Origin of the sequence: Pedobacter sp. PLR, from assembly GCF_026239675.1 — a bacterium.
Lineage (GTDB): Bacteria > Bacteroidota > Bacteroidia > Sphingobacteriales > Sphingobacteriaceae > Pedobacter.
The window spans coordinates 154,355-176,128 of record NZ_JAPIVQ010000006.1 but is presented as its reverse complement, the minus strand read 5'-3'; the positions used below and the strand labels follow the sequence as shown (position 1 = coordinate 176,128).

Sequence of the window (21,774 nt, the reverse complement as noted above, 5' to 3'; positions counted from 1 at the left end):
AAAAGTGACCTTGGATGAGGTCACTTTCTTTTTAGCGCCTTTCCATCAAAAAACAACCGGATTTAAAAATCCTTTTTTCTAAAACTTCATTGCATCCTTTCTTTTAAATTTCCAACCAGGTTTATCGTCTTTTAAATACGCTTTTAACAGGCCTGTTTTTAAAGCATAACTGCTGCTTTTTTTTATTCGCAGGACCTCGGTTTTAGGGCTCCGGGAGCGTTTTGTTTCGGTAGTAGTTGTGGTCGGGTTGTAGTCGGGAAGAACGGCACCTTCGGATAGGGTACAGAAGGGGTACAGAAACGGTTGCCGTACCCTTGGTAAGGGCTAGACTAACCGAACCCCTTCCGAACCGTACGGCAACCCTAACTCAAACTAAGGCTCTTTCCGACCAGTATCAAAGCTCTTTTTCCAGCATTCAACATTCCAGGTAAATCGGTGTTTCCATGCGCAATTTTACACCTTTGATCACCCGGTTTTTCAGACAAAAAAAAGCGGCTGTTTTGAAAAAAACAGCCGCCCGGATAAACCAAAAAAATTTAAGGTTTCAATTGATACTTTTCACTGAACTTTTTGTCCAGCTGTTTATGGAGGTTATCCAGGTTGATGTCTCTTCCCTGAATAAAAGCCTGTTCTACATGATTGCTCTTCATATCCAGTGCATCACCGGAGGAGATAAAGAACGTCGCGTCCTTACCCAGCTCTAAACTTCCGGTAGTTTTGTCGATACCCAGCACTTTTGCAGTATTCAAAGTAATCGTTTGTAGCGCCTTTTCAGGATCTAATCCCCATGCAGCAACGGTTCCAGCCATAAAGGGAAGGTTGCGTTGTTGCCAGTAACCATCAATGCTAACGACAACGTTTACGCCTGCATTGGCCAATACGGCCGCATTCTTATAAGGCATATTCACATCATCATCTACAGAATTCGGCAAAGCATGCGGCTGTTTTACGATCACGGCCACATTGTTTTGCTTTAAGAAATCCGTGATCAGGTAAGCATCATCACCACCAACAATCACAGGAGTAAGCTGATATTTTTTCGAAAAATTTACTGCTGCAATGATATCTTTCTCCTGATCCACATTGATAAATAACCGCTGAGTACCCTTAAAAAGGTTCTTCATTGCGGCAAGGCGTGCATTCGTTACCGCAGGTTTTGCCGTTTCTGCATAAGCTTTAGACTCTGCAAAAAGCTGATCCAACTCATTGATTGCATTTTGCGCCCTTTCTTTCAATACGTCCGGAGTAATTACAGGCCCGCGGGAGCCAAAGCCACCTCTGCCTTTAGGTACTACCGGCCAGGTGATGTGCATCGCATCATCTTTTTTAATTGCCGCATCTTCCCAATTCCAGGCGTCCAGCTGCACTACAGAAGAACTTCCGGACACCATTCCACCTTGTGGTGTAACCTGTGCCATCAAAACACCATTGCTTCTCAAGGTTGCCGGAACCTTAGAATCCGTGTTGTAAGCAATGATAGCGCGGATATGAGGGTTGATATTGCCGATCTCCGAAAAGTCCAGCGTAGCTTTTACCGACTCAAATTCCGTCAGTCCTAAATTGCTGACCGGGGCGATAAAGCCAGGATATACATGTTTACCATTCGCCTGAATCAGGTTTCCTTTGCTCATATCCAGACGAACCACCGTGGCATCTCCAATTCCGGTGATCTTTCCTTTATCAAAAATCAGGTAGCCATTTTCAATCACACTGCCATTGCCAAGGTGTAATTTGGCGCCCAGCACGTAAGTAAGCTTGCTTTGTGCCGGAGCCGGAGAGATATTCGCCTGTGCGAAAGCGGAAACCGTTGCCGCTGCGGTAAGGAATACGGTTAAAATATATTTATTCATGAGCATGTGTCCTTTCTGATTCGTTTAGTTCCATAGCATAATCTTCTACGGTTTCGCAATGGTACATCCGCGGGCTTTCAGCAGTTGGACGCTGTGTTTTTCCACCTTTACCTTTACTTTCCTGCATTTTTTTCAGGATTCTTGCGCGTTCAATCTGCTGATCTTTTCTCAGCTGCTCATCGCGCTCAATGTCCCAGTAAGAAACGCCATCTACAAAAGTTTTCTCCGCTTTTGCATAAATGGATAGTGGATTTGCAGACCAGATCACGACGTCTGCATCTTTGCCAGCTTTGAGACTGCCCACTTTGTTGTCGATGTGGAGCATTTTAGCGGGGTTTAAGGTCACAAACTTCAACGCGTCTTCTTCTGATACGCCACCATACAAGACTGCTTTACCGGCCTCCTGATTCAATCTGCGCGCCATTTCTGCATCATCAGAATTGAAAGCCGTGGTGATGCCTACATTGTGCATGATTTTTCCATTGTAAGGTATCGCCTCTGCAACTTCCATTTTATAAGCCCACCAATCTGAGAACGTGGAGGCATTGATTCCACGCGCTTTCATTTTGTCGGCCACTTTGTAGCCTTCCAGAATATGGGTGAAAGTATTGATTTTAAAGCCAAGGCTATCGGCAACGTTCATCAGCATATTGATTTCAGACTGTACATAGGAATGACAGGTAATGAAACGCTTATTGTCCAGTATTTCGACAATCGCATCCAGCTCTAAATCTCTCCTTACGTTGTTTCCTTTGCCGGATAATGCCGCTTTATATTCCTTTGCGCGTGTAAACTCGTCTACAAAAGACTGTTCGACACCCATTCTGGTGACCGGGAAACGAGCCCCTGTACCAAAATTACTTTGCTTCACATTTTCACCAAGGGCGAATTTGATAAAGCCATCAGCACCTGCGAATTTCAATTCTTCAGGCAGCTTTCCCCAGCGAAGTTTGATCAGCTGCGCTTGTCCGCCTACCGGATTTGCTGAACCATGAAGGATATGAGAAGTGGTGACCCCACCCGCAAGCTGACGATAGATATTCACATCTTCTGAGTTGATGATATCCGCAATCCGAACCTCCGCAGAAGAAGCTTGTGCGCCTTCATTGATACCGCCCGTTCCGGCAATATGAGAATGTTCATCGATCATTCCCGGTGTAATGTGTTTTCCTGTAGCATCAATGACTTTCGCATTGCCTGCGCTCAGGTTTTTTCCTACCGCTTTAATTTTGCCGTTTTCCAGCAATACGTCCGCATTTTGCAGGATTCCTTCTTTTTCATTCGTCCATACCGTTGCGTTTTTTAACAATACGCTTTCCTGTTTTACAGGACTGGCCGTACCAAAAGCAGTGAATGGATAGATGAGCGTGCCTTCATTTAGAACCGGCTTTTCTATTTCTTTTTTCGCCAGAGTTTTTGCTAAGGTATCTTTTTCATCTTTTTTACTGGTGATGAATCGTTTTCCCTGTACCCAGTTTTCCAATACGATATTGGTCTTTTTGAAAAGCGTATCGGAAGTGATAATGAAATTGGCCAGTTTCCCTTTTTCCAGGGTTCCTACCTTGTCGGAAACTCCGATCATGGCAGCTGGAATCTCTGTAACGGATAAAAGGGCTTGTTTTTGACTTAAGCCATTGTCTATCGCAGTGCGGATATTGGTCCAGAAATCACCGGCTTTATCCAGTCCGAAGGCAGTTAAAGAGAACCTGATGCCTGCTTTTTCCAGGATTCCCGGATTGGAAGGCGCCATTTCCCAGCCTTTCATTTGTGCCAGAGTCACATTTCTCGCATCTGCCGGATCTTCCACATCGTATGCTTTTACGAAGTTGATTGGGATAATCAAGCTGGCCCCGGTTGCTTTTACGGCCTCAATTCGCTGATATTCATCGCCATTAGATTTTATAATGTACTGTTTGCCAAACTCTTTTCCGATTTTATCGGCGCGCAAAATGTTTTGCCAGCCATCGGCTTCAAATATCTGAGGGATAGTCTGTTGTTTGTTAAAGGCTTCCAGAGAAATGTTGTATTCTTCTTTTTGTTTGCCATACCATTGTGCGTCATAATAGGTCTGGCGCAACAGGGCAATCGAGCCCATTAATGAGGTCGGGTAATCGTTTTGCGAAGTTCCTTTGTTGAAAGAATAATTGGCGGAAGCTTCAGGTTTCAGCATGATGCTGTTTTCTCTTTCATCGCTCAAAGTGACAACCGATGAGGTTCCGCGGGAAATACCATCTCTATTGATGACGTTTACGCTACCAAATCCGGCTTTACGCAGTTCATCCGCTTTTTTCGTGTCGATGGCAAATATTCCATTGACTTGTGTCTCCGGTCTGATGGCCTCATTCCAGCCGTAAGCTCCTTTTTTAGTAGAGGTGAATATCGATTGACGCGTTCCGCCGGTTAAGGTTCTGTTGCTTTCCGGTACGCCATAACCAGAAAAAGCATCCACCAAAGAAGGGTAAATGAATTTTCCTTTCAGGTCGATGACCACATAGCCTTTCGGTACTGCGGTACCGGTGCCCACCGATTGGATGGTTTGTCCTTTAATCAATAAGGTTCCATTAGGGATGGTCTGGCTGGCATTTACCACAATATTTGCATTGGTAAACGCGTAATTCCCCGGTCTGATGTCGTAAGAGCCGTTTACAGGGTAGCTCTGTTGCGCAAATACCAGGGTGCCAGAAAAAACCAACGCTAGTGAGAGTAGAGTTTTCTTCATAAAAAATTTAGTTTTAGTAGCTAAATCTAACCTAAAAAAGTTGGGGGATTTGTTTATAACCTATTTTTTACGAATTAAAGGGAGCGGCTTTGTCCACAATTACTGAGGTTTTGTCAACAAATGTGTAGCGCTTGTTGGTAATTGTGAATTTCAGAGGTTGAAAACCGGGAAATTAAGTCGGAAATGTGGATAGCTTACCTGTTATTGTGAGTTGCAGGCTGTGAAATGGAATAATTGGTTCGAAAATGTGGATAGCCTACCTGTTATTGTGAGTTGCAGGGTAGTAAAATAGAGTGGTAAGTCACAAATGTGGATAGCATGACCATAATTGTGGATTACCGACGAATAACCCGAACGCTTAAGATCCTTTCATTTAGTTTATAATGGTTTTAAATTTCGATTACTAATTCTCCTTTTTTTTAAACTGTTTTTTATTAGTTAAGTTTGAAAGAAAAACTCGTTATGGATTTATATAAGATTTTGAAAAGTGCGCATTCAGGATGGCGTTACCTGGTTTTAATTTTATTGGTACTGGCAATCGTTCAGGCATTGGCTGGATGGTTAGGAAAAAAACCTTATACAGAAGCAAATAGAAAGATAAATGTTTTCACATTGATCTTTGTGCACGTCCAAATTTTATTTGGATTGATCTTATATTTCTTGAGTCCACTGGTAGAAGCGGGGATTAGATATTGGAAAATGGAGCATATCGGAATGATGATTTTTGCGGCTATTTTAGTTACTGTTGGTAATGCAAGATCGAAACGCATCGAGGAAGCAGCAGGAAAACACCGCACTATTGCCCTTTATTTTGGTCTTGGACTGATCGTTATCGTTGCATCTATTATCCAGATGGTACAACTTGATCCTACGAGAACATTTTGGGGTGTGTCATAAAATTTCACAATTTAATTTGGTGTTGTAAGATTTATTTATATTTTTGTTGCACATGATTAACAATATACATACTTGGCAATGGCGCAGTAATTCTGAAAAGAGTTTCGTCGTAGCTTCGTGTACATTATAGTTTATCAACCTAAACCAAACCACACTTATAACCCGACGTAACCACACGTCGGGTTTTTTGTTATAAAATTTTTTTTACGACGGCGATGAAACCTGCGGTTGCAAGCTTCATAACAATTGAAAAACAGTGATATCCAATGAAAAACAATTGCATACTGATGAAAACTAAGATTTAAGATGAAGAATTATATCATTAACACCACTTACAAGAAGCGTCTTGCGGATACCACTACTCCGGTAAGCATTTACCTGAGGCTGAGGGATGTATTTCCGAACACCATTCTATTGGAAAGTTCTGATTACCACAGCCGTGAGAACTCAGTGAGTTACGTGTGTGCCCAGCCAGTGGCAGGGATCGTATTGAAAAATGGCATCTTATCTACTTACTTTCCCGATGGAAAAAAAGTAGAAAAAGAGAACTTTGTGCTTACTGAAGAAATTGATGCTTTTAAGCAGCAGTTCGAGCCTGGCGTTGTAGAAGATACGCGCTATATCTCTAACGGTTTATTTGGTTATTTCACCTGGAATGCCATTCCCCATTTTGAAGATATCGCTTTCCAGGCGACTTCCCCTGAAGGAGAGGAAATCCCATTGATGCAATACCATATTTATCGGTATATCATTGCTATAGACCACTTTAAGAACGAAGTGACGCTGTTTAAAAATACTTTTAACGGTGATGAAGACGATGATCTTGCGAAAATGGAATACCTGGTACAGAATAAAAACTTCCCGGAATACAGCTTTAAAACCATTGGTGAAGAAAGTTCTAACCTAACCGATCAGGGCTTTATGGACATCGTCGACAAAATGAAAACACACATTTTAAGAGGTGATGTTTTTCAGATTGTGCCATCAAGAGCATTTAAACAGGGGTTTTTGGGTGATGAGTTTAACGTATACCGTTGCTTACGTTCCATCAATCCTTCTCCATATCTTTTCTATTTCGACTATGGAAATTTCAAATTATTCGGTTCTTCTCCGGAAGCACAAATCACCATTAAAAACAATGTAGCCAATATCTTCCCGATCGCAGGTACCTTTAAACGTACCGGAAATGATGAAGAAGATGCGGAACTGGCCAGAAAGCTGGAGCAGGATCCTAAGGAAAGCGCAGAACACGTGATGTTGGTTGATCTGGCAAGAAACGACCTGAGCAGACATTGCAGTGGGGTGGAGGTGAAGTCTTTCAAAGAAGTACAATATTATTCTCATTTGATCCACCTCGTGTCTAAAGTAAGCGGTAACCTGCAAAAAGATGTTTCTTCTTTTAAAGTAGTGGCTGATACTTACCCGGCAGGAACATTGAGCGGTGCACCAAAATACCGCGCCATGCAGCTGATTGATGAATATGAAGGCTTAGGACGTAATTTTTACGCCGGTGCCATCGGATATATGGGCTTTAACGATACGTTTAATCATGCCATCATGATCCGTACCTTTATGAGTAAAAACAATGAATTGCATTATAGGGCAGGAGCGGGTATTGTGGCCGATTCTATCCCTGAAAATGAAATGCAGGAAGTAAATAACAAAATTGCAGCACTTCGCAGAGCTGTAGAAATGGCCACAGGCATATAACATGACAAACGATAAAGAGATGCAGAAGAAAGTATTGGTAATTGACAATTACGATTCATTCACTTATAATTTGGTCCACCTGGTCAATGAGTTAGGTAGAGAAGTAGAAGTCTGGCGTAATGATAAATTCGAATTGTCGGCGGTGGCGGAATACGATAAAATTATCCTTTCGCCGGGTCCGGGAATTCCGGAAGAAGCAGGTTTGTTATTGGACGTGATTAAAGAATATGCAGCCACTAAGAGTATCTTTGGGGTGTGTTTAGGACAACAAGCCATTGCACAGGCATTTGGTGGTACGCTATTGAACCTGGGCAGACCGATGCATGGTATCGCTACCCCAATTCAGGTACTGGATAAGGAAGAAATACTTTTCCATAACTGTCCGGAAGTGATCAATGTTGGTCGTTACCATTCCTGGGTGGTGAATAATGAGGGCTTGCCTGATTGCTTAACCATAACTGCTACTGATAAAGATCAGGAGATTATGGCCTTAAGGCATAAAGAATATGATGTTAGAGGCGTTCAGTTTCACCCTGAAAGTGTGCTGACAGAATACGGTAAGGAAATGATGAAAAACTGGTTAGAAGCTTAAAAGATGAATATTTTAGATAAAATTGTACTTCGCAAGCGCGAAGAAGTGGCCCTGGCCAAAGAACTGGTTTCTACAAAAATGCTGGAATCGGCAATACACTTTAACCGTACACCTTATTCATTTGAAGAATTTTTGCTGGATGAAAAGCGTTCGGGAATCATTGCCGAGTTTAAACGCCGTTCTCCTTCAAAAGGCATCATTAATGACAAAGTGACTGTAGAAGAGGTGACTACTGCCTATGCAGCAGCAGGTGCTTCGGCGCTTTCCGTGTTAACAGATGTAGATTTCTTTGGTGGACATACCAACGACTTATTAGCCGCCAGAGCTGCGAATAACATTCCTATTCTGAGAAAAGATTTCATGATCGATGAGTATCAGATTCTGGAAGCCAAAGCATTGGGGGCAGACATTATCCTGCTGATTGCCGCGATTCTAACTCCCGATGAGATTGAAGATATGGCTGTTTTTGCTAAAAGTCTGGGCTTGAATGTGTTGCTGGAAGTTCATAACCTGGATGAGTTGCAAAGAAGCGTGATTCCTGAGCTGGATGCCATCGGTGTAAACAACCGTAACCTGGCTGATTTTTCTGTGAATATCCAGACTTCTTTTGACCTGGTAGACGAGATTCCTGATGACTTTCTGAAAATTTCTGAAAGTGCGATTAGTGACCCGATAACCATCAACGAATTGAGAGCAGCGGGATTTGACGGTTTCCTGATCGGTGAAAACTTCATGAAAACTCAAAATCCGGGCGCATCAATGGCCGACTTTGTCAGTCAGCTGATCTCGGTATAACTTTTGTATCTTTGTAGGCTACATGGGAAAGCAAAAATATTTTGATACCGCGCTTAAACCTGAACGTGCTGTTCTTGTTGGCGTAATAAGACAAGGTGAAAAACCAGAAGAGACTAAAGAGTATTTAGACGAGCTGGCATTTCTGGTAGATACTGCCGGAGGTGTTGTGGCGAACATTTTTACTCAGAAAATGGAGAAACCGGACCGTAGTACTTTTGTAGGTACGGGAAAATTAGAAGAAATAGCGGCTTATGTAAAGTCGGAAGAAATAGATTTAGTCGTGTTTGATGATGAATTGTCTCCTTCACAACTGAGAAATATTGAGCGTGAACTGCAAGTAAAAGTGCTGGACAGGAGTAACCTGATTCTGGATATTTTTGCAGGCAGGGCGCAAACTGCACAGGCGAAAACGCAGGTGGAGCTGGCTCAGCTGCAATACTTATTACCACGATTAACCCGTTTATGGACCCACCTGGAGCGCCAGAAAGGGGGGATCGGAATGAGAGGTCCTGGTGAGACTCAGATTGAGAGTGATAGAAGGATGATTCTGGAAAAGATCTCTCTTTTGAAAGAACGCCTGAAACTCATCGATAAGCAAAATGAGACACAAAGGAAAAACCGTACGGATCTGATTCGTGTGGCATTGGTAGGTTATACCAACGTAGGTAAATCAACCATCATGAACATGTTGTCGAAGTCGGAAGTGTTCGCGGAAAATAAATTATTCGCCACCTTAGACACAACAGTGCGTAAAGTGGTGATCGAAAACGTTCCTTTCCTGTTATCGGATACGGTTGGATTTATCCGCAAACTGCCTCACCATTTGATCGAATGTTTCAAATCGACCTTAGACGAGGTGCGTGAAGCAAACGTTTTGATTCATGTGGTAGATATTTCTCATCCAAATTTTGAAGATCAGATCAATGTGGTCAACGAAACTTTAAAAGACCTGGGTGCAAGAGACAAGCCAACCATTGTGCTGTTCAATAAAATTGATGCCTATGTGAGTCCGGAAGTGGATCTGGAGAACGGCGAGAAATCTACATTGAGCCTTGAAGAGTTTGAGCACAGCTGGATGGCAGCTAATAATGCCCCTGCGATGTTTATCTCGGCCTTGCACAAAGAGAATTTAGAAGAATTTAAACAACTATTGTACGATAAAGTCAAAGCTTTACATACAGACCGCTATCCTTACGATACGCTGTTATATTAATATTTAAGATTGCAATAATTATGGAAAGTAAACGTCAGCAGAAATTTGCCGGAGTCCTGCAAGAGGAATTAGCAAGTATATTTCAACGTGAAGGAGCAGCATATTTACCGAATACCCTGGTTACCATTACTAAAGTCCGCGTTTCTCCGGATTTAGCCGTAGCAAAGGTGTATTTAAGCTTTTTAAATACCAACAATACCACTTTATCTGTGGCAGAAGTAAATTCTCATTCTAGTGAGATCAGGTATAAATTAGGTGCAAGAATTCGCCATCAGGCAAGGGTAGTGCCTACCTTAACGTTCTTCCTGGACGATACTAATGAGTACGTACAGCACATGGACAAGATCTTTGATAAGATCGCTAAGGAGCCAAGACAAGCAGAGGATACAGAAGAAACAGCGGATTAATTTATACCGCTAAAATAAAATATGCAGGAAACAGCAACCGTTAAGCATCCGTTAAATCTGGAAGGCGTAGTTATTGGAAAAGTAGTAGATTTTGATCCGGCATCGGATCAATTGTATCCATTTAACTTTACCGCAAGCAATACGGAGCTGAGTCCGGAAGTATTGGCCGATACGGCTGTTTTTAGTGATTGGATTACCGGTCAGATGGCCAAAGCCAATGCCCGTTACGGGATTGGTGGATATGATGAACACCGGACAATCTATGCCCGGAGTTCTCATTTTGATGCTGGAGAAGAGCCCCGTAGGTTACACCTTGGGGTCGATATCTGGGGCCCAGCAGGCACAAAAGTTTATAATTTTTACAAAGCGGAAGTCCACAGTTTTAAATTTAATGATCATTACGGGGATTATGGGGCAACCATTATCCTTAAATATGACATCAATGGCCGGGTATTCTATGCCTTATACGGGCACCTGAGCTTAAGCTCAATAGCTGATTTAAAAGTAGGGCAAAAGATTGCCAAAGGAGCGGCATTTGCTACTTTCGGGATCCCCGAAGAGAATGGTCACTGGCCTCCACACCTTCATTTTCAATTGATTTTCAACCTTTTTAGTGCCAGGGGAGACTATCCGGGCGTTTGTCCGTTTTCTCAAAAGGCAGTATTCCTGTTGAATTCTCCCGATCCTTCCGCAATATTAAAGCACACATTTAAAGCGGCATTGATTTAATTTCCGTAAATTAGGGTATGAAAAGGATTCTCTTTTTATGCTTCCTGCTGATCGGATTTTCTGCAGCTTCGCAACCCCGCCTGAAAGGTGGGCTGGAGCGTTTTGTGATGGAAAATAAGGTGTATCCACCCTATTCATTACACCATTGTATCGAGGGAGTCGTCAACATTGAATTTAAGTTAAATGATCAGGGGGAGGTGTTCTACTCCGCGGTTCGTTCGGGCGTAGGCACAGATTTAGATCAGGAGGCCTTGCGTCTGATCCGCCTCAGTAGCGGTAAATGGGAGGTTCCAAAGGGGCACGATTCTACGGTGGTCCTCATCGCACCGATGGTTTTTGAACTGACCGGCTATGGTTGTGATGGAAAAACTAAAGCAGAAATCAATCTGGCAATCGCCAATTATATCTCCAATACCGGGGTCACCGAGGTGATCATGAATTTCTATAAAAATAAAGGAAAAGCAAGCTATAAACCGGAAGATGAAGCCAGATTCTCCAGGCTAAAAGAAGAACTGGGTTATGATGAGGCCTATTTTGCTGAAAGGGTAAAAGCCGGGGAACGTAAGCTGAAACAGAAAGATTTGCAGGGCGCCTGTGCCGATTTTATGTTCGTCAGGAATATGGGTTCTGGTTTGGCTGATGACTTGATTGCAAAGTACTGCCGTTAGTTTTTTGCATTTAAAAAGCGGGTACATTAGTGTAATTCCTGCTTTTTTAGGGCGTAATGATGGTAATGGCTGCCGGCAAAATCGTCGCATCTACGCGGTTTACTTTGCCCATATACTCCCCGTCTACCTGAAAATGGACTTTGTGTTTGGTTTTGATACAGAGGTCTTTGGTATGGAAAAGTTCAATCTTCTCCGGATTAAAAGGGAGTTCTGTAAATCTGACCTTCAATATTTCTATGACCGTATACTTCTTGACTAAAATCACCTCAAAGAGATCGTCTGTCAGGTCGCCTTCCGGATTGATTTTTACCCCTGTACCATAGCTGGTGGCATTGGCAATCACCACCATTGCAGCTTGAGTTTTAATCTGCTGTCCCTTAATTTCTATTTCCACTTCCATTTTATGGTGGCTCCACAGGGCTTGCCAGGCGGCTTTTGCATAACCTATCATTCCGCGCTGAGGCAGATTGTCGAAACGTCTGATGATATAGGCGTTAAAGCCAATATCGGCAAGGTGGATACAGAGCTCCCCGTTTACCTTGATGGCATGGATTTTCTTCGGCTGTCCTTTTGCTGCTACCTGTAATGCAGCTTCCAGTTCCAGGGGGATGCCTAATTCTTTGGCCATTCCGTTGGCAGAACCAGCCGGAATAATACCAATTGGAATATTTGTTCCCTCCAGGCATTCGGCAACGAGTTTTAAAGTGCCATCACCACCAACAGCGATCACGCGATCGGCTTTCGACTGATCAATAGCTTGTTTGATTTTTTCTAAACTACAGTTTTTAGGGAGTTCAAAAATCTCAATTTTCTCTGACGCAGCTTTAAAATGAAGGTCTATGGCTTCAGAATAGTTAATTTGCTGGTTGCCTGAACCGGGGTTAATAATGAAAAGTAATTTTGCGCTCGAATTGCCTGCTCCCATTGATATTGTTTAATACCACAAACAACTTCCGGCTTACTCTGTTTTAATTAACAATGAATAAATCCTGTAAGGTTAAAGTATATCATGGCTATGGACATACCCACAATCTGGTTATTTATGGCCATGTGTTTACTTTTAAGGCGAAGACAAAACAGATCTACAGCAATAATTTCTTTGTAAATATTGCCCACCTTTTGAAGCTTTTTATTGTAAAACCAGCCCCTTTTGCCAGGGTGGAACTAAACTTTAACGGGCAGTTGATTGCGCAAAAAACAGCTTATGATGGCTTTTTTAAGTTCGAATGGGTGGCGCTTGAAAATGTAACCGCAGGCTGGCATGGCGTAAAAGTGAAGGCCCTTGCCAAAGATGGAACCCTATTAGGGGAGGCTTTAGGGAAGGTTTATGTGCCGCACATCACTCAATATGCATTTATTTCTGATGTGGATGATACGGTGATGGTTTCTCATTCGGCCACCATCGGGCGTAGGTTAAGGGAGCTGTTTATTAAAAATCCAAGGACGCGGAAAACCTTTCCCGGCATCGCCGAACTTTATCGTTTGCTCTCTGTATCGCATACTACCGCCGATCAGCCCAATCCGTTTTTCTATGTTTCCAGTACAGAATGGAACCTCTACGACTATCTGGTAGAAACCTTTCGGTTTAACCGTTTGCCGGAAGGTGCTTTTTTGCTCAATCAATTGAAACGCTGGACCAGCTTAATCAAAACCGGTAAAACGGGTCATGAAGGTAAATTGATTCGTTTGAGAAGAATTATGGCTGTTTTCCCCAATCAGAAGTTCGTATTTTTTGGTGATAACTCCCAGAAAGACCCAGCTATTTATGCGACGATTGCAGAGAAATTTCCACAAAATGTGGCTGCGGTATTCATTAGGAATGTCCGTAAAGAGAAAGAAATAGAAACTGTGAAAATATTGGGAAAAATGAAAGCTGCAGGAATCAGTACCTGCTTGTTTAAAGACAGTAAGGATGCTTTTACCTATGCTCAGAAAATCGGGCTGATTGATGATTAACTGATCGATTTTCCGAAAGGCGTAAAGGCCAGATTCATGAGCTTGAAATGTTGTCTGCCGAAAGGAATTCCGATAATCGTAATACAAAACAGTAAGCCGAAAAGTAAATGGGTTAAGGCAATCCAGAAACCGCCACAAAACAACCAGATGATATTCATAATCGTAGATAAACAACCCGTATTGGAAGTAGTATCTGTGATTTTTACCCCGAATGGCGCTAATCCTACGAAGGCGCATTTGAAACACTGCAGGCCAAATGGAATACCGATAATGGTAAGGCATAAAATTAATCCACCGATGATGTATTCGATAAAAATGAAGATGCCGCCAAATACGATCCAGATGATATTGCCTAATAAGTTCATGCTTTGTTTTTCAATTAAGATACAATAAGGAATGGTTCGTTACATTAAATTATTGTTTTTATTATTGTAGCATGGTTTTTAGACTCGATGACAAGGAGATTAGCTTTCCAGATCCGGCACTAGCGGATCCGGACGGATTATTAGCAGTAGGAGGAGATTTAAGTGTCAACAGACTGCTTTTAGCCTATCATCATGGGATTTTCCCCTGGTTTAGTGAAGATGACCCCATTTGCTGGTATTCGCCTCATGAACGCTGCGTAATTTATCCGGATCAGGTGAAGATTAGCAAAAGCATGGCAAAATTTTTAAAAGACGGGGTGTTTAGAATCAGTTATAATGAGGCTTTTCCGGAGGTCATCAGGAACTGTGCAAAAGTTGGACGGAAAGATCAGCCGGGCACCTGGATTACGGAAGAAATGCAGGAAGCTTATATCGCTTTGAATCAACAAGGTTTTGCAAAAAGTGTAGAAGTCTGGAAAGACGGGGTATTGTGTGGTGGATTGTATGGCCTGGAAATCGGGAATGTCTTTTGCGGAGAAAGCATGTTTAGCCTGGTCAGCAACGCTTCTAAAGCAGCTTTGATCTGGCTATGCCAGACCAAAGACTTTGAGTTGATCGATTGTCAGCTCCCGAATGATCATTTGATGAGCCTGGGCGCAGTCATGATTAGCCGGGAGGAATATTATAATTTATTACAAGGCTAGTTCAGGATTTCTGCGATGTCTTCCTTGCTCAGTGATTTGAAGAAACTTTCTTCTGTCGTAATCAATGAGCTTGCCAGTCGTTTTTTACGGTTTTGCAGGGCCAGGATTTTTTCTTCTACGGTATCTTTGGCGATAAACTTATAAATGAAAACTTTCTTTTCCTGTCCGATGCGGTGCGTACGGTCAATGGCCTGTTGTTCTACGGCTGGATTCCACCATGGATCAAGGATAAACACATAATCTGCCTGGGTAAGGTTTAAACCAACACCACCGGCTTTAATGGAGATCAAAAATACTTTCAACTCCGTGTTCTCCTGGAACTCTGCCACGATTTCCCCTCTGTTTTTTGTAGCACCATCCAGGTACGAAAAGGCGATTTCCTCTTTCTCAAAATACTGTCTGAAAATATTCAGGTGCTTCACAAATTGAGAGAAGATTAAGACTTTATGGCCGCCTTTTAACACATTATCCAGGGTATGGATCACGTTTTCAAACTTGCCGGAATCCGAGGCATAAGTTTCATCGATCATGACCGGATGGTTGGCCAGCTGTCTCAATGCGGTTAATCCCTGTAATAACTGTACTTGCTTTTTAGCATAAGTACCGTCGTCCATACTGCTCAGCAGGTCATTTCTGTAGGCCGACTTGGTTTTTTCATAATACGTCGCCTGATCTTCAGACATGTCGCAATAGATCACCTGTTCTGTTTTCGCAGGAAGTTCTGAGGCTACCTGTTCCTTGGTTCTTCGCAAGACAAAAGGCTTGATAATGGCCTGTAATTTTTTGGCTTTTTCCTCATCCTTACGCTTCTCGATGGCCTGTACATACTCTTCATTGAAGAAAGCCTGTGTGCCCAGTAAACCCGGGTTTAAAAAGGTAAGTTGGGTCCATAGATCGCTCACCGAGTTTTCTACCGGCGTACCGGAAAGGATCAGCTTATGTCTGGATTTAAGGGCTTTTACTGCTCTAAATGATTTTGAAGAAGGGTTTTTGATGTTCTGACTCTCATCGAGAATGATGTAGTTGAAATAATAATCCTTCAATAAATCGATGTCTACGCGGGTAATACCGTAGGTCGTGATGATGATATCATACTTCGCAAACTGACTGATGTCTTTGTTTCTTGAGCTTCCGGTATGGGCGTGGATCTTTAATTTAGGTGTAAATTTCTTCGCCTCGTTTAGCCAGTTGTAGATCAGGGAAGTAGGCATAATGATCAGCGACGTGCTTTTTGTCGACTGCTCTTCGTCCTCTTCTTTTATCTTTTGCAGCATGGCCAGAGTCTGGATGGTTTTACCCAAACCCATATCATCTGCCAGGCAACCGCCAAAATTATACTCCCTTAAAAAGCTGAACCAATTGTATCCCGCTTTCTGATAGCTGCGGAGGTCCCCTTTAAAGTGTACCGGCATTTTTGTATCGGCAATGTTTTCAAAATCGTTCAGTCTTTGCAGCTTGCGACTTAAAGTTACGTTGGCAATACCATCTTCTGCCAGCTCATTGATCAGTCCGATATGGTGTTTTTTCAACTTCAATTCCTTGCCGCCATCGGAAAGGCTAAACAGGCTTCCGTACTGACTAAACCATTTTTCAGGAATGATCGCTATCGAGCCATCAGGCAGGGTAAATTCCCTCTTTTTATGAAGGATATGTTGTTTTAGGGCAATAAATGGAATCGGCTGCGAACCGAAGTATACGATCGCATTAATGTCAAACCAATCATTGTCTTCCTTGATCTCAAAATCAATCTTATTGCTGGCAAACTGGAATTTCTTAGCGCTCTGGTCTTGCTCAATCTCAAATCCTTCGGCTTTCAGTTGCTCAATATGCTCATTTACCCAGTTGAGTATGGCATAGCTCTGGTTTTCATCCGCATGGGGTGGTAATTCCAGATTATGGTCCAGCGGACTCACTTTCTTAAGCCCAAGGGCCGTCAGAAAGTTGAATTTCTGTTTCTCCCATGTCGCATCTCTTTTGATACGGGTGAAAATATAATTGTCTGCTTCTTTTTCTATGTGTACGGTTACTTTCTTCTCATTGCCCATTGCAAAAGCATGGGTATCGTACCTAAAATACAATTGTAGCTGAGAGATACCGGCATCTACATAAATCACCTTGATGACCGGTGTCGGCTCATGTTTTTCGGTTTTGATGTCGAATCCTTCCGCATAAACATGGTACTTCTCAATCAGGGGAGCCACAAACTTTTCAAAGTAAGCGCCTTCTGTAGATTTAGGAATGGTGATGTAACGTTTGTTTAAAAATGGCAGTAGTTTCTTTCCTTCAATGTCCTGTTCGAAGAAGTATAATACGTCATTTAACAGTAGCCATGCCGGTTGGTTGCTCACCACCTGTGCTTCCTGAAACATAAAGTCGATGCGCATGCCCTGGTACTTGATGGTCGGGAAATAACGTGTTTCCATCGCATTGCGTCTAAAATGAAACAATACAGTAGCAGGTTCGGCGGCGAGTTCAATTTTTCGCTCCGCAGGCCAGCCATCACTGTCCATCAGGTACAATGCACCATCTTTTTTGATCAGTTCTAAAGCTTCTGCCAGTTTCTTTTCAATCTTCGGGCGTACATTTTCATAAAACTTATCATTGAAAAATTTGCTGAAAAACTCTACCGGACGAATGGGTTTTTTATGGTATTTCTTGATGATGAAATCCTGCTCGGTCTCATCCAGAATTTTAATCAGCTTGAAATCTTTTTCCGTCAGGTGTGCCGCGAATTCGGTGGCCGTATGTGAAAATATACGCTGATAGGTTAAAGAAAAGTCTCCCTGAGGGTTCAGCTGGACAATATGAGGTTCTATTAAATAACCGAAAAACTCGTGTTTACACAATGAATAAACAATTTTACAGGGCTTAGAACTATCTACTCGTAACATTAGCTAAAGGTTAAAACAAAGGGAGGATAAGCATTTAAAAATCTTTAAACATACAGCAAATTGAACTTCTTTCAAATAAAATAGAAGAATTAGCCAATTTTTTTCTGCCAGTTCGTCGAAAAATATTGGCCTTTGGTCGGGGATTCTTTCATTGTGGTCTAAAACGGAGAAAGTCGCTGAAACGTTTCTGAAATGGAGGCGTCTTATCTACAAAACCTTAAGAAATCTTTTAAATCAAAATATTATGAAAACCTCTGTAAAATCACTAATCGCACTAACCTTAACAGCAATTGTTTTATCTACCTCTGCGTTTACCAGCGCATCGATGGCAGCAGTAACACCTATGTATAACAGCCCTGAAAAACCTTTCAACAGGATTAAGGTCAGTGGGAATGTAAAGGTTACCCTGATTCAAGGGAAAACTGAAAAAGTAGAATTAATGAACGAAGTAGCAGGAGAACAGGTTTCTTTTGTACAAAAGGGATATACCCTGATCATCAACTCTACGGCAAAAGAAACCTTAGACGTAGTGATTTACGTGAAGGATTTACAAAGAATTGACGCTTCAAACGGGGCTAACATTAGAACTTCAGGAAAATTAAACCTGAATGTATTACAGGTATTCCTGAATGACGATGCCAAAGCAAATGTAAAAGGAAATATCAAAAGCTTGTACACTGTATCAAATGGCAGTTCAGATTTGAAATTACGTGGAACAGCTGAGGAACATATTTTAGTGAAAAACAATTTATCTAAATTGAATACTGCGGATTTTGCAGCCTTAAAAACAGAAAGCACTTTCCTTGAAAACGGAATTGCTGCAACCACGAAAACGACTTTGGTGAAATAGAAAAGATAGATTTGCAGTAGTATTAAAAAAAAGCGGCGGGAATTCCCGTCGCTTTTTTTTGTAGTTTTTATCTGAAAGCCTTTGTTCAGGACTTATTGTGCTCAGATAGTTGATATGTATCCTGAAACCAGCGTTACAAGTCGAACTTGATACCTTGTGCCAGGGGTAAAGTATTGGCGTAGTTGATGGTATTCGTTTGCCTGCGCATATATCCTTTCCAGGCATCAGAGCCACTTTCTCTACCACCACCGGTTTCTTTTTCTCCACCAAAAGCGCCACCGATTTCAGCACCTGAAGTGCCAATATTCACATTGGCGATGCCACAATCCGAGCCTGAAACCGACAAAAACTGTTCTGCTTCTCTCAGGTTTAGCGTCATGATGGCGGATGATAATCCCTGAGGAACGTCGTTTTGTAAGGCGATGGCCTGGTCCAGGGTTTTATATTTAATCAGATAGAGGATAGGGGCGAAAGTCTCTTCCTGTACAATTTCATAATGATTTTCTACAGCTGCAACGCAAGGTTTTACGTAACATCCGGAGCGATAGTTAGGGCCGGTAAGGACGCCACCTTCCACTACAAAATCAGCGCCTTCTTTGATCCCTTTTTCGATTGCTTTCCGATACATATCTACTGCTGCGGTATCAATCAGCGGGCCTACATGGTGGTATTGGTCTAAAGGATCTCCGATTCGTAACTGTTCGTAAGCTTTAACCAATCTATCTTTAAATTCTTCGTAAATGTCTTCATGAATGATGAGCCTGCGGGTAGAAGTGCAGCGTTGTCCGGCAGTACCTACGGCACCAAATACGGCTCCGATGATCGACATGGCCAGATCTGCGTCTTTAGAAATGATGATGGCATTGTTGCCTCCCAGTTCCAGAATGCTTCTGCCGAACCTGCTGGCTACAGCGGTAGAAACAGTGCGTCCGATGCGGGTAGATCCGGTAAAGGAAACCAGCGGAATGCGCTTGTCGTTATTGATCATATCACCTACGGCATTGCCAATCAGCAAGTTACTGATTCCTTCCGGCATCTCGTTGTCTTCCAGTACTTTCGCAATAATCCGCTGACAAGCGATGGCACATAGCGGTGTTTTTGAAGAAGGTTTCCATACGCAAACATTGCCACAAACCAGGGCCAGGGCTGTGTTCCAGCTCCATACTGCAACCGGGAAATTGAAGGCCGAAATAACGCCAACGATACCCATCGGGTGCCATTGCTCGTACATCCGGTGATTTGGCCTTTCAGAGTGCATGGTTAAACCGTACAGCTGGCGGGAAAGTCCGACGGCAAAATCACAGATGTCGATCATTTCCTGTACTTCTCCAAGTCCTTCCTGTAAACTTTTCCCCATTTCATAAGAAACCAGTGTGCCCAGATCTTCTTTCGAAGCCCTTAAAGCATCCCCTAGCTGACGCACAATGTCGCCACGTTTTGGTGCCGGTAAGTTGCGCCAGAACTGAAAAGCAATCTCCGCAGTTTTCATAACGGTTTCATAATCTTTGGCGCTGGCCACCTGAATGCTGGCAATCTTTTCGCCGTCTACCGGAGAAAAACTGTCGATGGTTGTCGCTTCTGCAGCTTCTGACCATTGCTGGCCGGTGCTCCATGCAGGGTTGATTTCCTGAATCCCTAAGTTTTTTAAAACGGAACTGATCATTTTTTTCATTCGCTTTACGGTTTATAAACGGTGATATAGCTTCATCCTCAAGGGGATATTTCGCCTTATATAACCGCTTTTTTAATATTTGGTTTCTTTTCTGACCTGAATTTTACAGGTTTTCGTTTAAAGTTATGTTATTTTGTATGATAATTCTGATCATAATCTCAATTGAAAAAAGCAATCAACTCATTTCCCCGAGCCTCTTGCTAAAAATAATACTATCAGTCATTCAGGGAATTCGGGTGTGTAGATGTTGAAAATTAATTAGTTTATGCAAATATTTAATTTGTAAACTTATATTGTGTTTTTAAAAATTGGTTCTGTTCTTTAATTATTCGCGACATGGAAGAGGAATTTTTATTTGAGTTTAGTGACGATGCCCAACGTTCAGTAGAACGTTACGAGGAGATGATACGTAATCAGGATCAATACTTTTTTGATGCGGAAGCTTTTGAGAATATTATTGATTACTATATAGAGAAGAGTGACCCTGTTAAGGCGCTTCAAGTGACCGATTATGCGGTAAATCAACACCCTTATGCTGCTGTATTTCTGGTCAAACAGGCACAGTTGTTTTTTGTAACCGATCAGGTTGAAAGGGCTTTCCATGCTTTGCAAAAAGCGGAAATGCTGGAGGCTTCGGAAGCAGAGATCTATATCTTACGTGGTAATATTTACAATAGTCTGGAACGTTATCAGGAGGCACTGGATAATTTTCAGATCGCCCTGGCTTTTGCCGAGACTACTGATGAAATCCTTTTACAAATTGCCTATGTATATCAGAATATGCTGGATTATGAACAAGCAATTGTTTATATCAAACGCAGTCTGGAGCAGGATATGGAAAACAAAGACGGCTTATATGAGCTGGCATTTTGTTATGATATCCTGGATAAACAGGAGGAAAGCATCAAATTTTATCAGGAATACATTGATAATGACCCCTATTCTTATGCGGCATGGTACAACCTCGCCAATTCTTACCATAAGCTAGACCTCTTCGAAAAAGCGATTGATGCCTATGATTATGCGATTTTAATTAAAGATAACTTTGCTTCTGCCTATTATAATAAAGGAAATGCACTCGTACAGCTAGACCGTTTTGCGGAGGCCATCGAGGTATATAAACATACTTTTGAATACGAACCACCTAATGCGGATACGTATTGTGCTATTGGAGAATGCTATGAAAAGCTGGATTTAATGGACGAAGCGCGTGCTTATTACAAGAAATCTGTCAAAATGGACCCTAAAATGGCCGATGCCTGGTTTGGAATCGGGGTAACCCTCAATTTCGAGGAACGCTATTTTGAATCGCTTCATTTTTACCGTAAAGCTTTAGAGCTTGACGATGAAAATCCGGACTTCTGGTTCGCTATGGCGGATGCTTTCTATAAACTCGGTCAGATTGAAGAATCTATCGAAGCTTACTATAAGGTATTGGAGTTTAATCCGGTGGATATTGAGGCCTGGTTAGACTTTTCAACCGTGCTTTATGAGCAGGGAAGGCTGTTAGAAGCCTCTGAAACGATTTTAGACGGGATAAAAAATAACCCCGATGCAGCAGAGCTATATTACCGCATGGTAGCCTACCTGTTTGCCCTCGGAGAAAAAAATGACGCCCTGGTTTATCTGGAAACCGCTCTGGTTACTGACCCCGATAAACATTATATTTTGTTCGAATATTTGCCGCAATTACAAGATAATGGCTCAATAATCGAAGTCATTAACCGTTATGTTAAATAATGTTACCGTTTTTTAT

At 42.2% G+C, this 21,774-nt stretch carries 18 protein-coding genes; 12 read left to right on the top strand and 6 right to left on the bottom strand.

Annotated elements, in window-relative coordinates; genetic code table 11:
- Positions 1-536: 536 nt before the first annotated feature.
- Together OQX61_RS16050 and OQX61_RS16045 are read right to left on the bottom strand one after the other, a co-directional pair.
- On the bottom strand, positions 537-1,850 hold the full coding sequence (locus OQX61_RS16050; RefSeq protein ID WP_265842817.1) for an amidohydrolase family protein: 1,314 nt from the start codon (positions 1,848-1,850) through the stop codon (positions 537-539).
- Positions 1,843-4,569, bottom strand: a complete 2,727-nt coding sequence (locus tag OQX61_RS16045) for an amidohydrolase family protein (RefSeq protein ID WP_265842816.1) — start codon at positions 4,567-4,569, stop codon at positions 1,843-1,845. Before OQX61_RS16045 ends, OQX61_RS16050 begins: the two co-directional genes overlap by 8 nt.
- Before the next feature lie 444 nt (positions 4,570-5,013).
- Between OQX61_RS16045 and OQX61_RS16040 the strand changes: the two genes are divergently transcribed.
- From OQX61_RS16040 to OQX61_RS16005, 8 genes are all read left to right on the top strand, one after another.
- On the top strand, positions 5,014-5,466 hold the full coding sequence (locus OQX61_RS16040) for a hypothetical protein (protein WP_322973591.1): 453 nt from the start codon (positions 5,014-5,016) through the stop codon (positions 5,464-5,466).
- Between the two features lie 306 nt (positions 5,467-5,772).
- On the top strand, positions 5,773-7,176 hold the full coding sequence (locus OQX61_RS16035; protein ID WP_265842815.1) for a chorismate-binding protein: 1,404 nt from the start codon (positions 5,773-5,775) through the stop codon (positions 7,174-7,176).
- A 19-nt stretch (positions 7,177-7,195) separates the two neighbouring features.
- Entirely contained in the window at positions 7,196-7,768 is a 573-nt protein-coding gene (locus OQX61_RS16030; protein ID WP_265843074.1) for an aminodeoxychorismate/anthranilate synthase component II, read from the top strand.
- A 3-nt stretch (positions 7,769-7,771) separates the two neighbouring features.
- A complete protein-coding gene (gene trpC / locus OQX61_RS16025; RefSeq protein WP_265842814.1) occupies positions 7,772-8,563 on the top strand; it encodes an indole-3-glycerol phosphate synthase TrpC in 792 nt (263 codons plus the stop codon).
- A gap of 22 nt (positions 8,564-8,585) precedes the next feature.
- Positions 8,586-9,776 (top strand): GTPase HflX, encoded by a 1,191-nt coding sequence (gene hflX, locus OQX61_RS16020; protein WP_265842813.1) that lies wholly within the window; start codon positions 8,586-8,588, stop codon positions 9,774-9,776.
- A 20-nt stretch (positions 9,777-9,796) separates the two neighbouring features.
- A complete protein-coding gene (rbfA, locus tag OQX61_RS16015; protein WP_265842812.1) occupies positions 9,797-10,183 on the top strand; it encodes a 30S ribosome-binding factor RbfA in 387 nt (128 codons plus the stop codon).
- Positions 10,184-10,204: 21 nt separating this feature from the next.
- Positions 10,205-10,912, top strand: a complete 708-nt coding sequence (locus tag OQX61_RS16010; protein WP_265842811.1) for a peptidoglycan DD-metalloendopeptidase family protein — start codon at positions 10,205-10,207, stop codon at positions 10,910-10,912.
- Positions 10,913-10,929: 17 nt separating this feature from the next.
- Complete coding sequence (locus OQX61_RS16005) at positions 10,930-11,580, top strand: energy transducer TonB (protein WP_265842810.1); 651 nt, start codon at positions 10,930-10,932, stop codon at positions 11,578-11,580.
- A 46-nt stretch (positions 11,581-11,626) separates the two neighbouring features.
- Here the strand turns inward: OQX61_RS16005 and OQX61_RS16000 are convergent, their stop codons facing one another.
- The gene (locus OQX61_RS16000; RefSeq protein WP_265842809.1) at positions 11,627-12,505 is read right to left on the bottom strand and encodes a diacylglycerol kinase family protein; all 879 of its coding nucleotides are present in this window, start codon (positions 12,503-12,505) and stop codon (positions 11,627-11,629) included.
- Between the two features lie 53 nt (positions 12,506-12,558).
- On the opposite strand from OQX61_RS16000, the gene OQX61_RS15995 reads away from it, so the two are divergent.
- Positions 12,559-13,536 (top strand): phosphatase domain-containing protein, encoded by a 978-nt coding sequence (locus tag OQX61_RS15995; protein ID WP_265842808.1) that lies wholly within the window; start codon positions 12,559-12,561, stop codon positions 13,534-13,536.
- On the opposite strand, the gene OQX61_RS15990 is transcribed toward OQX61_RS15995, so the two are convergent.
- A complete protein-coding gene (locus OQX61_RS15990; RefSeq protein ID WP_265842807.1) occupies positions 13,533-13,901 on the bottom strand; it encodes a YccF domain-containing protein in 369 nt (122 codons plus the stop codon). The genes OQX61_RS15995 and OQX61_RS15990 overlap by 4 nt on opposite strands.
- A 71-nt stretch (positions 13,902-13,972) precedes the next feature.
- Between OQX61_RS15990 and aat the strand changes: the two genes are divergently transcribed.
- On the top strand, positions 13,973-14,605 hold the full coding sequence (aat, locus tag OQX61_RS15985) for a leucyl/phenylalanyl-tRNA--protein transferase (protein ID WP_265842806.1): 633 nt from the start codon (positions 13,973-13,975) through the stop codon (positions 14,603-14,605).
- Here aat and OQX61_RS15980 read toward each other — a convergent pair.
- On the bottom strand, positions 14,602-17,496 hold the full coding sequence (locus OQX61_RS15980) for an SNF2-related protein (protein WP_265842805.1): 2,895 nt from the start codon (positions 17,494-17,496) through the stop codon (positions 14,602-14,604). The two genes, aat and OQX61_RS15980, sit on opposite strands and share 4 nt — an antisense overlap.
- 244 nt (positions 17,497-17,740) lie before the next feature.
- On the opposite strand from OQX61_RS15980, the gene OQX61_RS15975 reads away from it, so the two are divergent.
- A complete protein-coding gene (locus tag OQX61_RS15975) occupies positions 17,741-18,346 on the top strand; it encodes a DUF2807 domain-containing protein (protein WP_265842804.1) in 606 nt (201 codons plus the stop codon).
- A gap of 133 nt (positions 18,347-18,479) precedes the next feature.
- Here OQX61_RS15975 and OQX61_RS15970 read toward each other — a convergent pair whose 3' ends face one another.
- Positions 18,480-20,018: an aldehyde dehydrogenase family protein gene (locus OQX61_RS15970; protein ID WP_265842803.1), complete on the bottom strand. Its 1,539-nt coding sequence runs from the start codon at positions 20,016-20,018 to the stop codon at positions 18,480-18,482.
- Between the two features lie 336 nt (positions 20,019-20,354).
- Here OQX61_RS15970 and OQX61_RS15965 point away from each other — a divergent pair, with 336 nt between their 5' ends.
- Positions 20,355-21,758: a tetratricopeptide repeat protein gene (locus OQX61_RS15965; protein ID WP_265842801.1), complete on the top strand. Its 1,404-nt coding sequence runs from the start codon at positions 20,355-20,357 to the stop codon at positions 21,756-21,758.
- Positions 21,759-21,774: the final 16 nt, after the last annotated feature.

Excerpts from the sequence above, each read along its gene's own strand:
- OQX61_RS15980 (WP_265842805.1), bottom strand. The coding sequence starts at position 17,496 with ATGTTACGAGTAGATAGTTCTAAGCCCTGTAAAATTGTTTATTCATTG.
- OQX61_RS15995 (WP_265842808.1), top strand. The coding sequence starts at position 12,559 with ATGAATAAATCCTGTAAGGTTAAAGTATATCATGGCTATGGACATACC.
- OQX61_RS16045 (WP_265842816.1), bottom strand. The coding sequence starts at position 4,569 with ATGAAGAAAACTCTACTCTCACTAGCGTTGGTTTTTTCTGGCACCCTG.
- OQX61_RS15990 (WP_265842807.1), bottom strand. The coding sequence starts at position 13,901 with ATGAACTTATTAGGCAATATCATCTGGATCGTATTTGGCGGCATCTTC.
- OQX61_RS15975 (WP_265842804.1), top strand. The coding sequence starts at position 17,741 with ATGAAAACCTCTGTAAAATCACTAATCGCACTAACCTTAACAGCAATT.
- aat (WP_265842806.1), top strand. The coding sequence starts at position 13,973 with ATGGTTTTTAGACTCGATGACAAGGAGATTAGCTTTCCAGATCCGGCA.
- OQX61_RS15965 (WP_265842801.1), top strand. The coding sequence starts at position 20,355 with ATGGAAGAGGAATTTTTATTTGAGTTTAGTGACGATGCCCAACGTTCA.
- OQX61_RS16030 (WP_265843074.1), top strand. The coding sequence starts at position 7,196 with ATGCAGAAGAAAGTATTGGTAATTGACAATTACGATTCATTCACTTAT.
- rbfA (WP_265842812.1), top strand. The coding sequence starts at position 9,797 with ATGGAAAGTAAACGTCAGCAGAAATTTGCCGGAGTCCTGCAAGAGGAA.
- OQX61_RS15970 (WP_265842803.1), bottom strand. The coding sequence starts at position 20,018 with ATGAAAAAAATGATCAGTTCCGTTTTAAAAAACTTAGGGATTCAGGAA.
- OQX61_RS16010 (WP_265842811.1), top strand. The coding sequence starts at position 10,205 with ATGCAGGAAACAGCAACCGTTAAGCATCCGTTAAATCTGGAAGGCGTA.
- OQX61_RS16050 (WP_265842817.1), bottom strand. The coding sequence starts at position 1,850 with ATGAATAAATATATTTTAACCGTATTCCTTACCGCAGCGGCAACGGTT.
- OQX61_RS16005 (WP_265842810.1), top strand. The coding sequence starts at position 10,930 with ATGAAAAGGATTCTCTTTTTATGCTTCCTGCTGATCGGATTTTCTGCA.
- OQX61_RS16035 (WP_265842815.1), top strand. The coding sequence starts at position 5,773 with ATGAAGAATTATATCATTAACACCACTTACAAGAAGCGTCTTGCGGAT.
- OQX61_RS16000 (WP_265842809.1), bottom strand. The coding sequence starts at position 12,505 with ATGGGAGCAGGCAATTCGAGCGCAAAATTACTTTTCATTATTAACCCC.
- trpC (WP_265842814.1), top strand. The coding sequence starts at position 7,772 with ATGAATATTTTAGATAAAATTGTACTTCGCAAGCGCGAAGAAGTGGCC.
- hflX (WP_265842813.1), top strand. The coding sequence starts at position 8,586 with ATGGGAAAGCAAAAATATTTTGATACCGCGCTTAAACCTGAACGTGCT.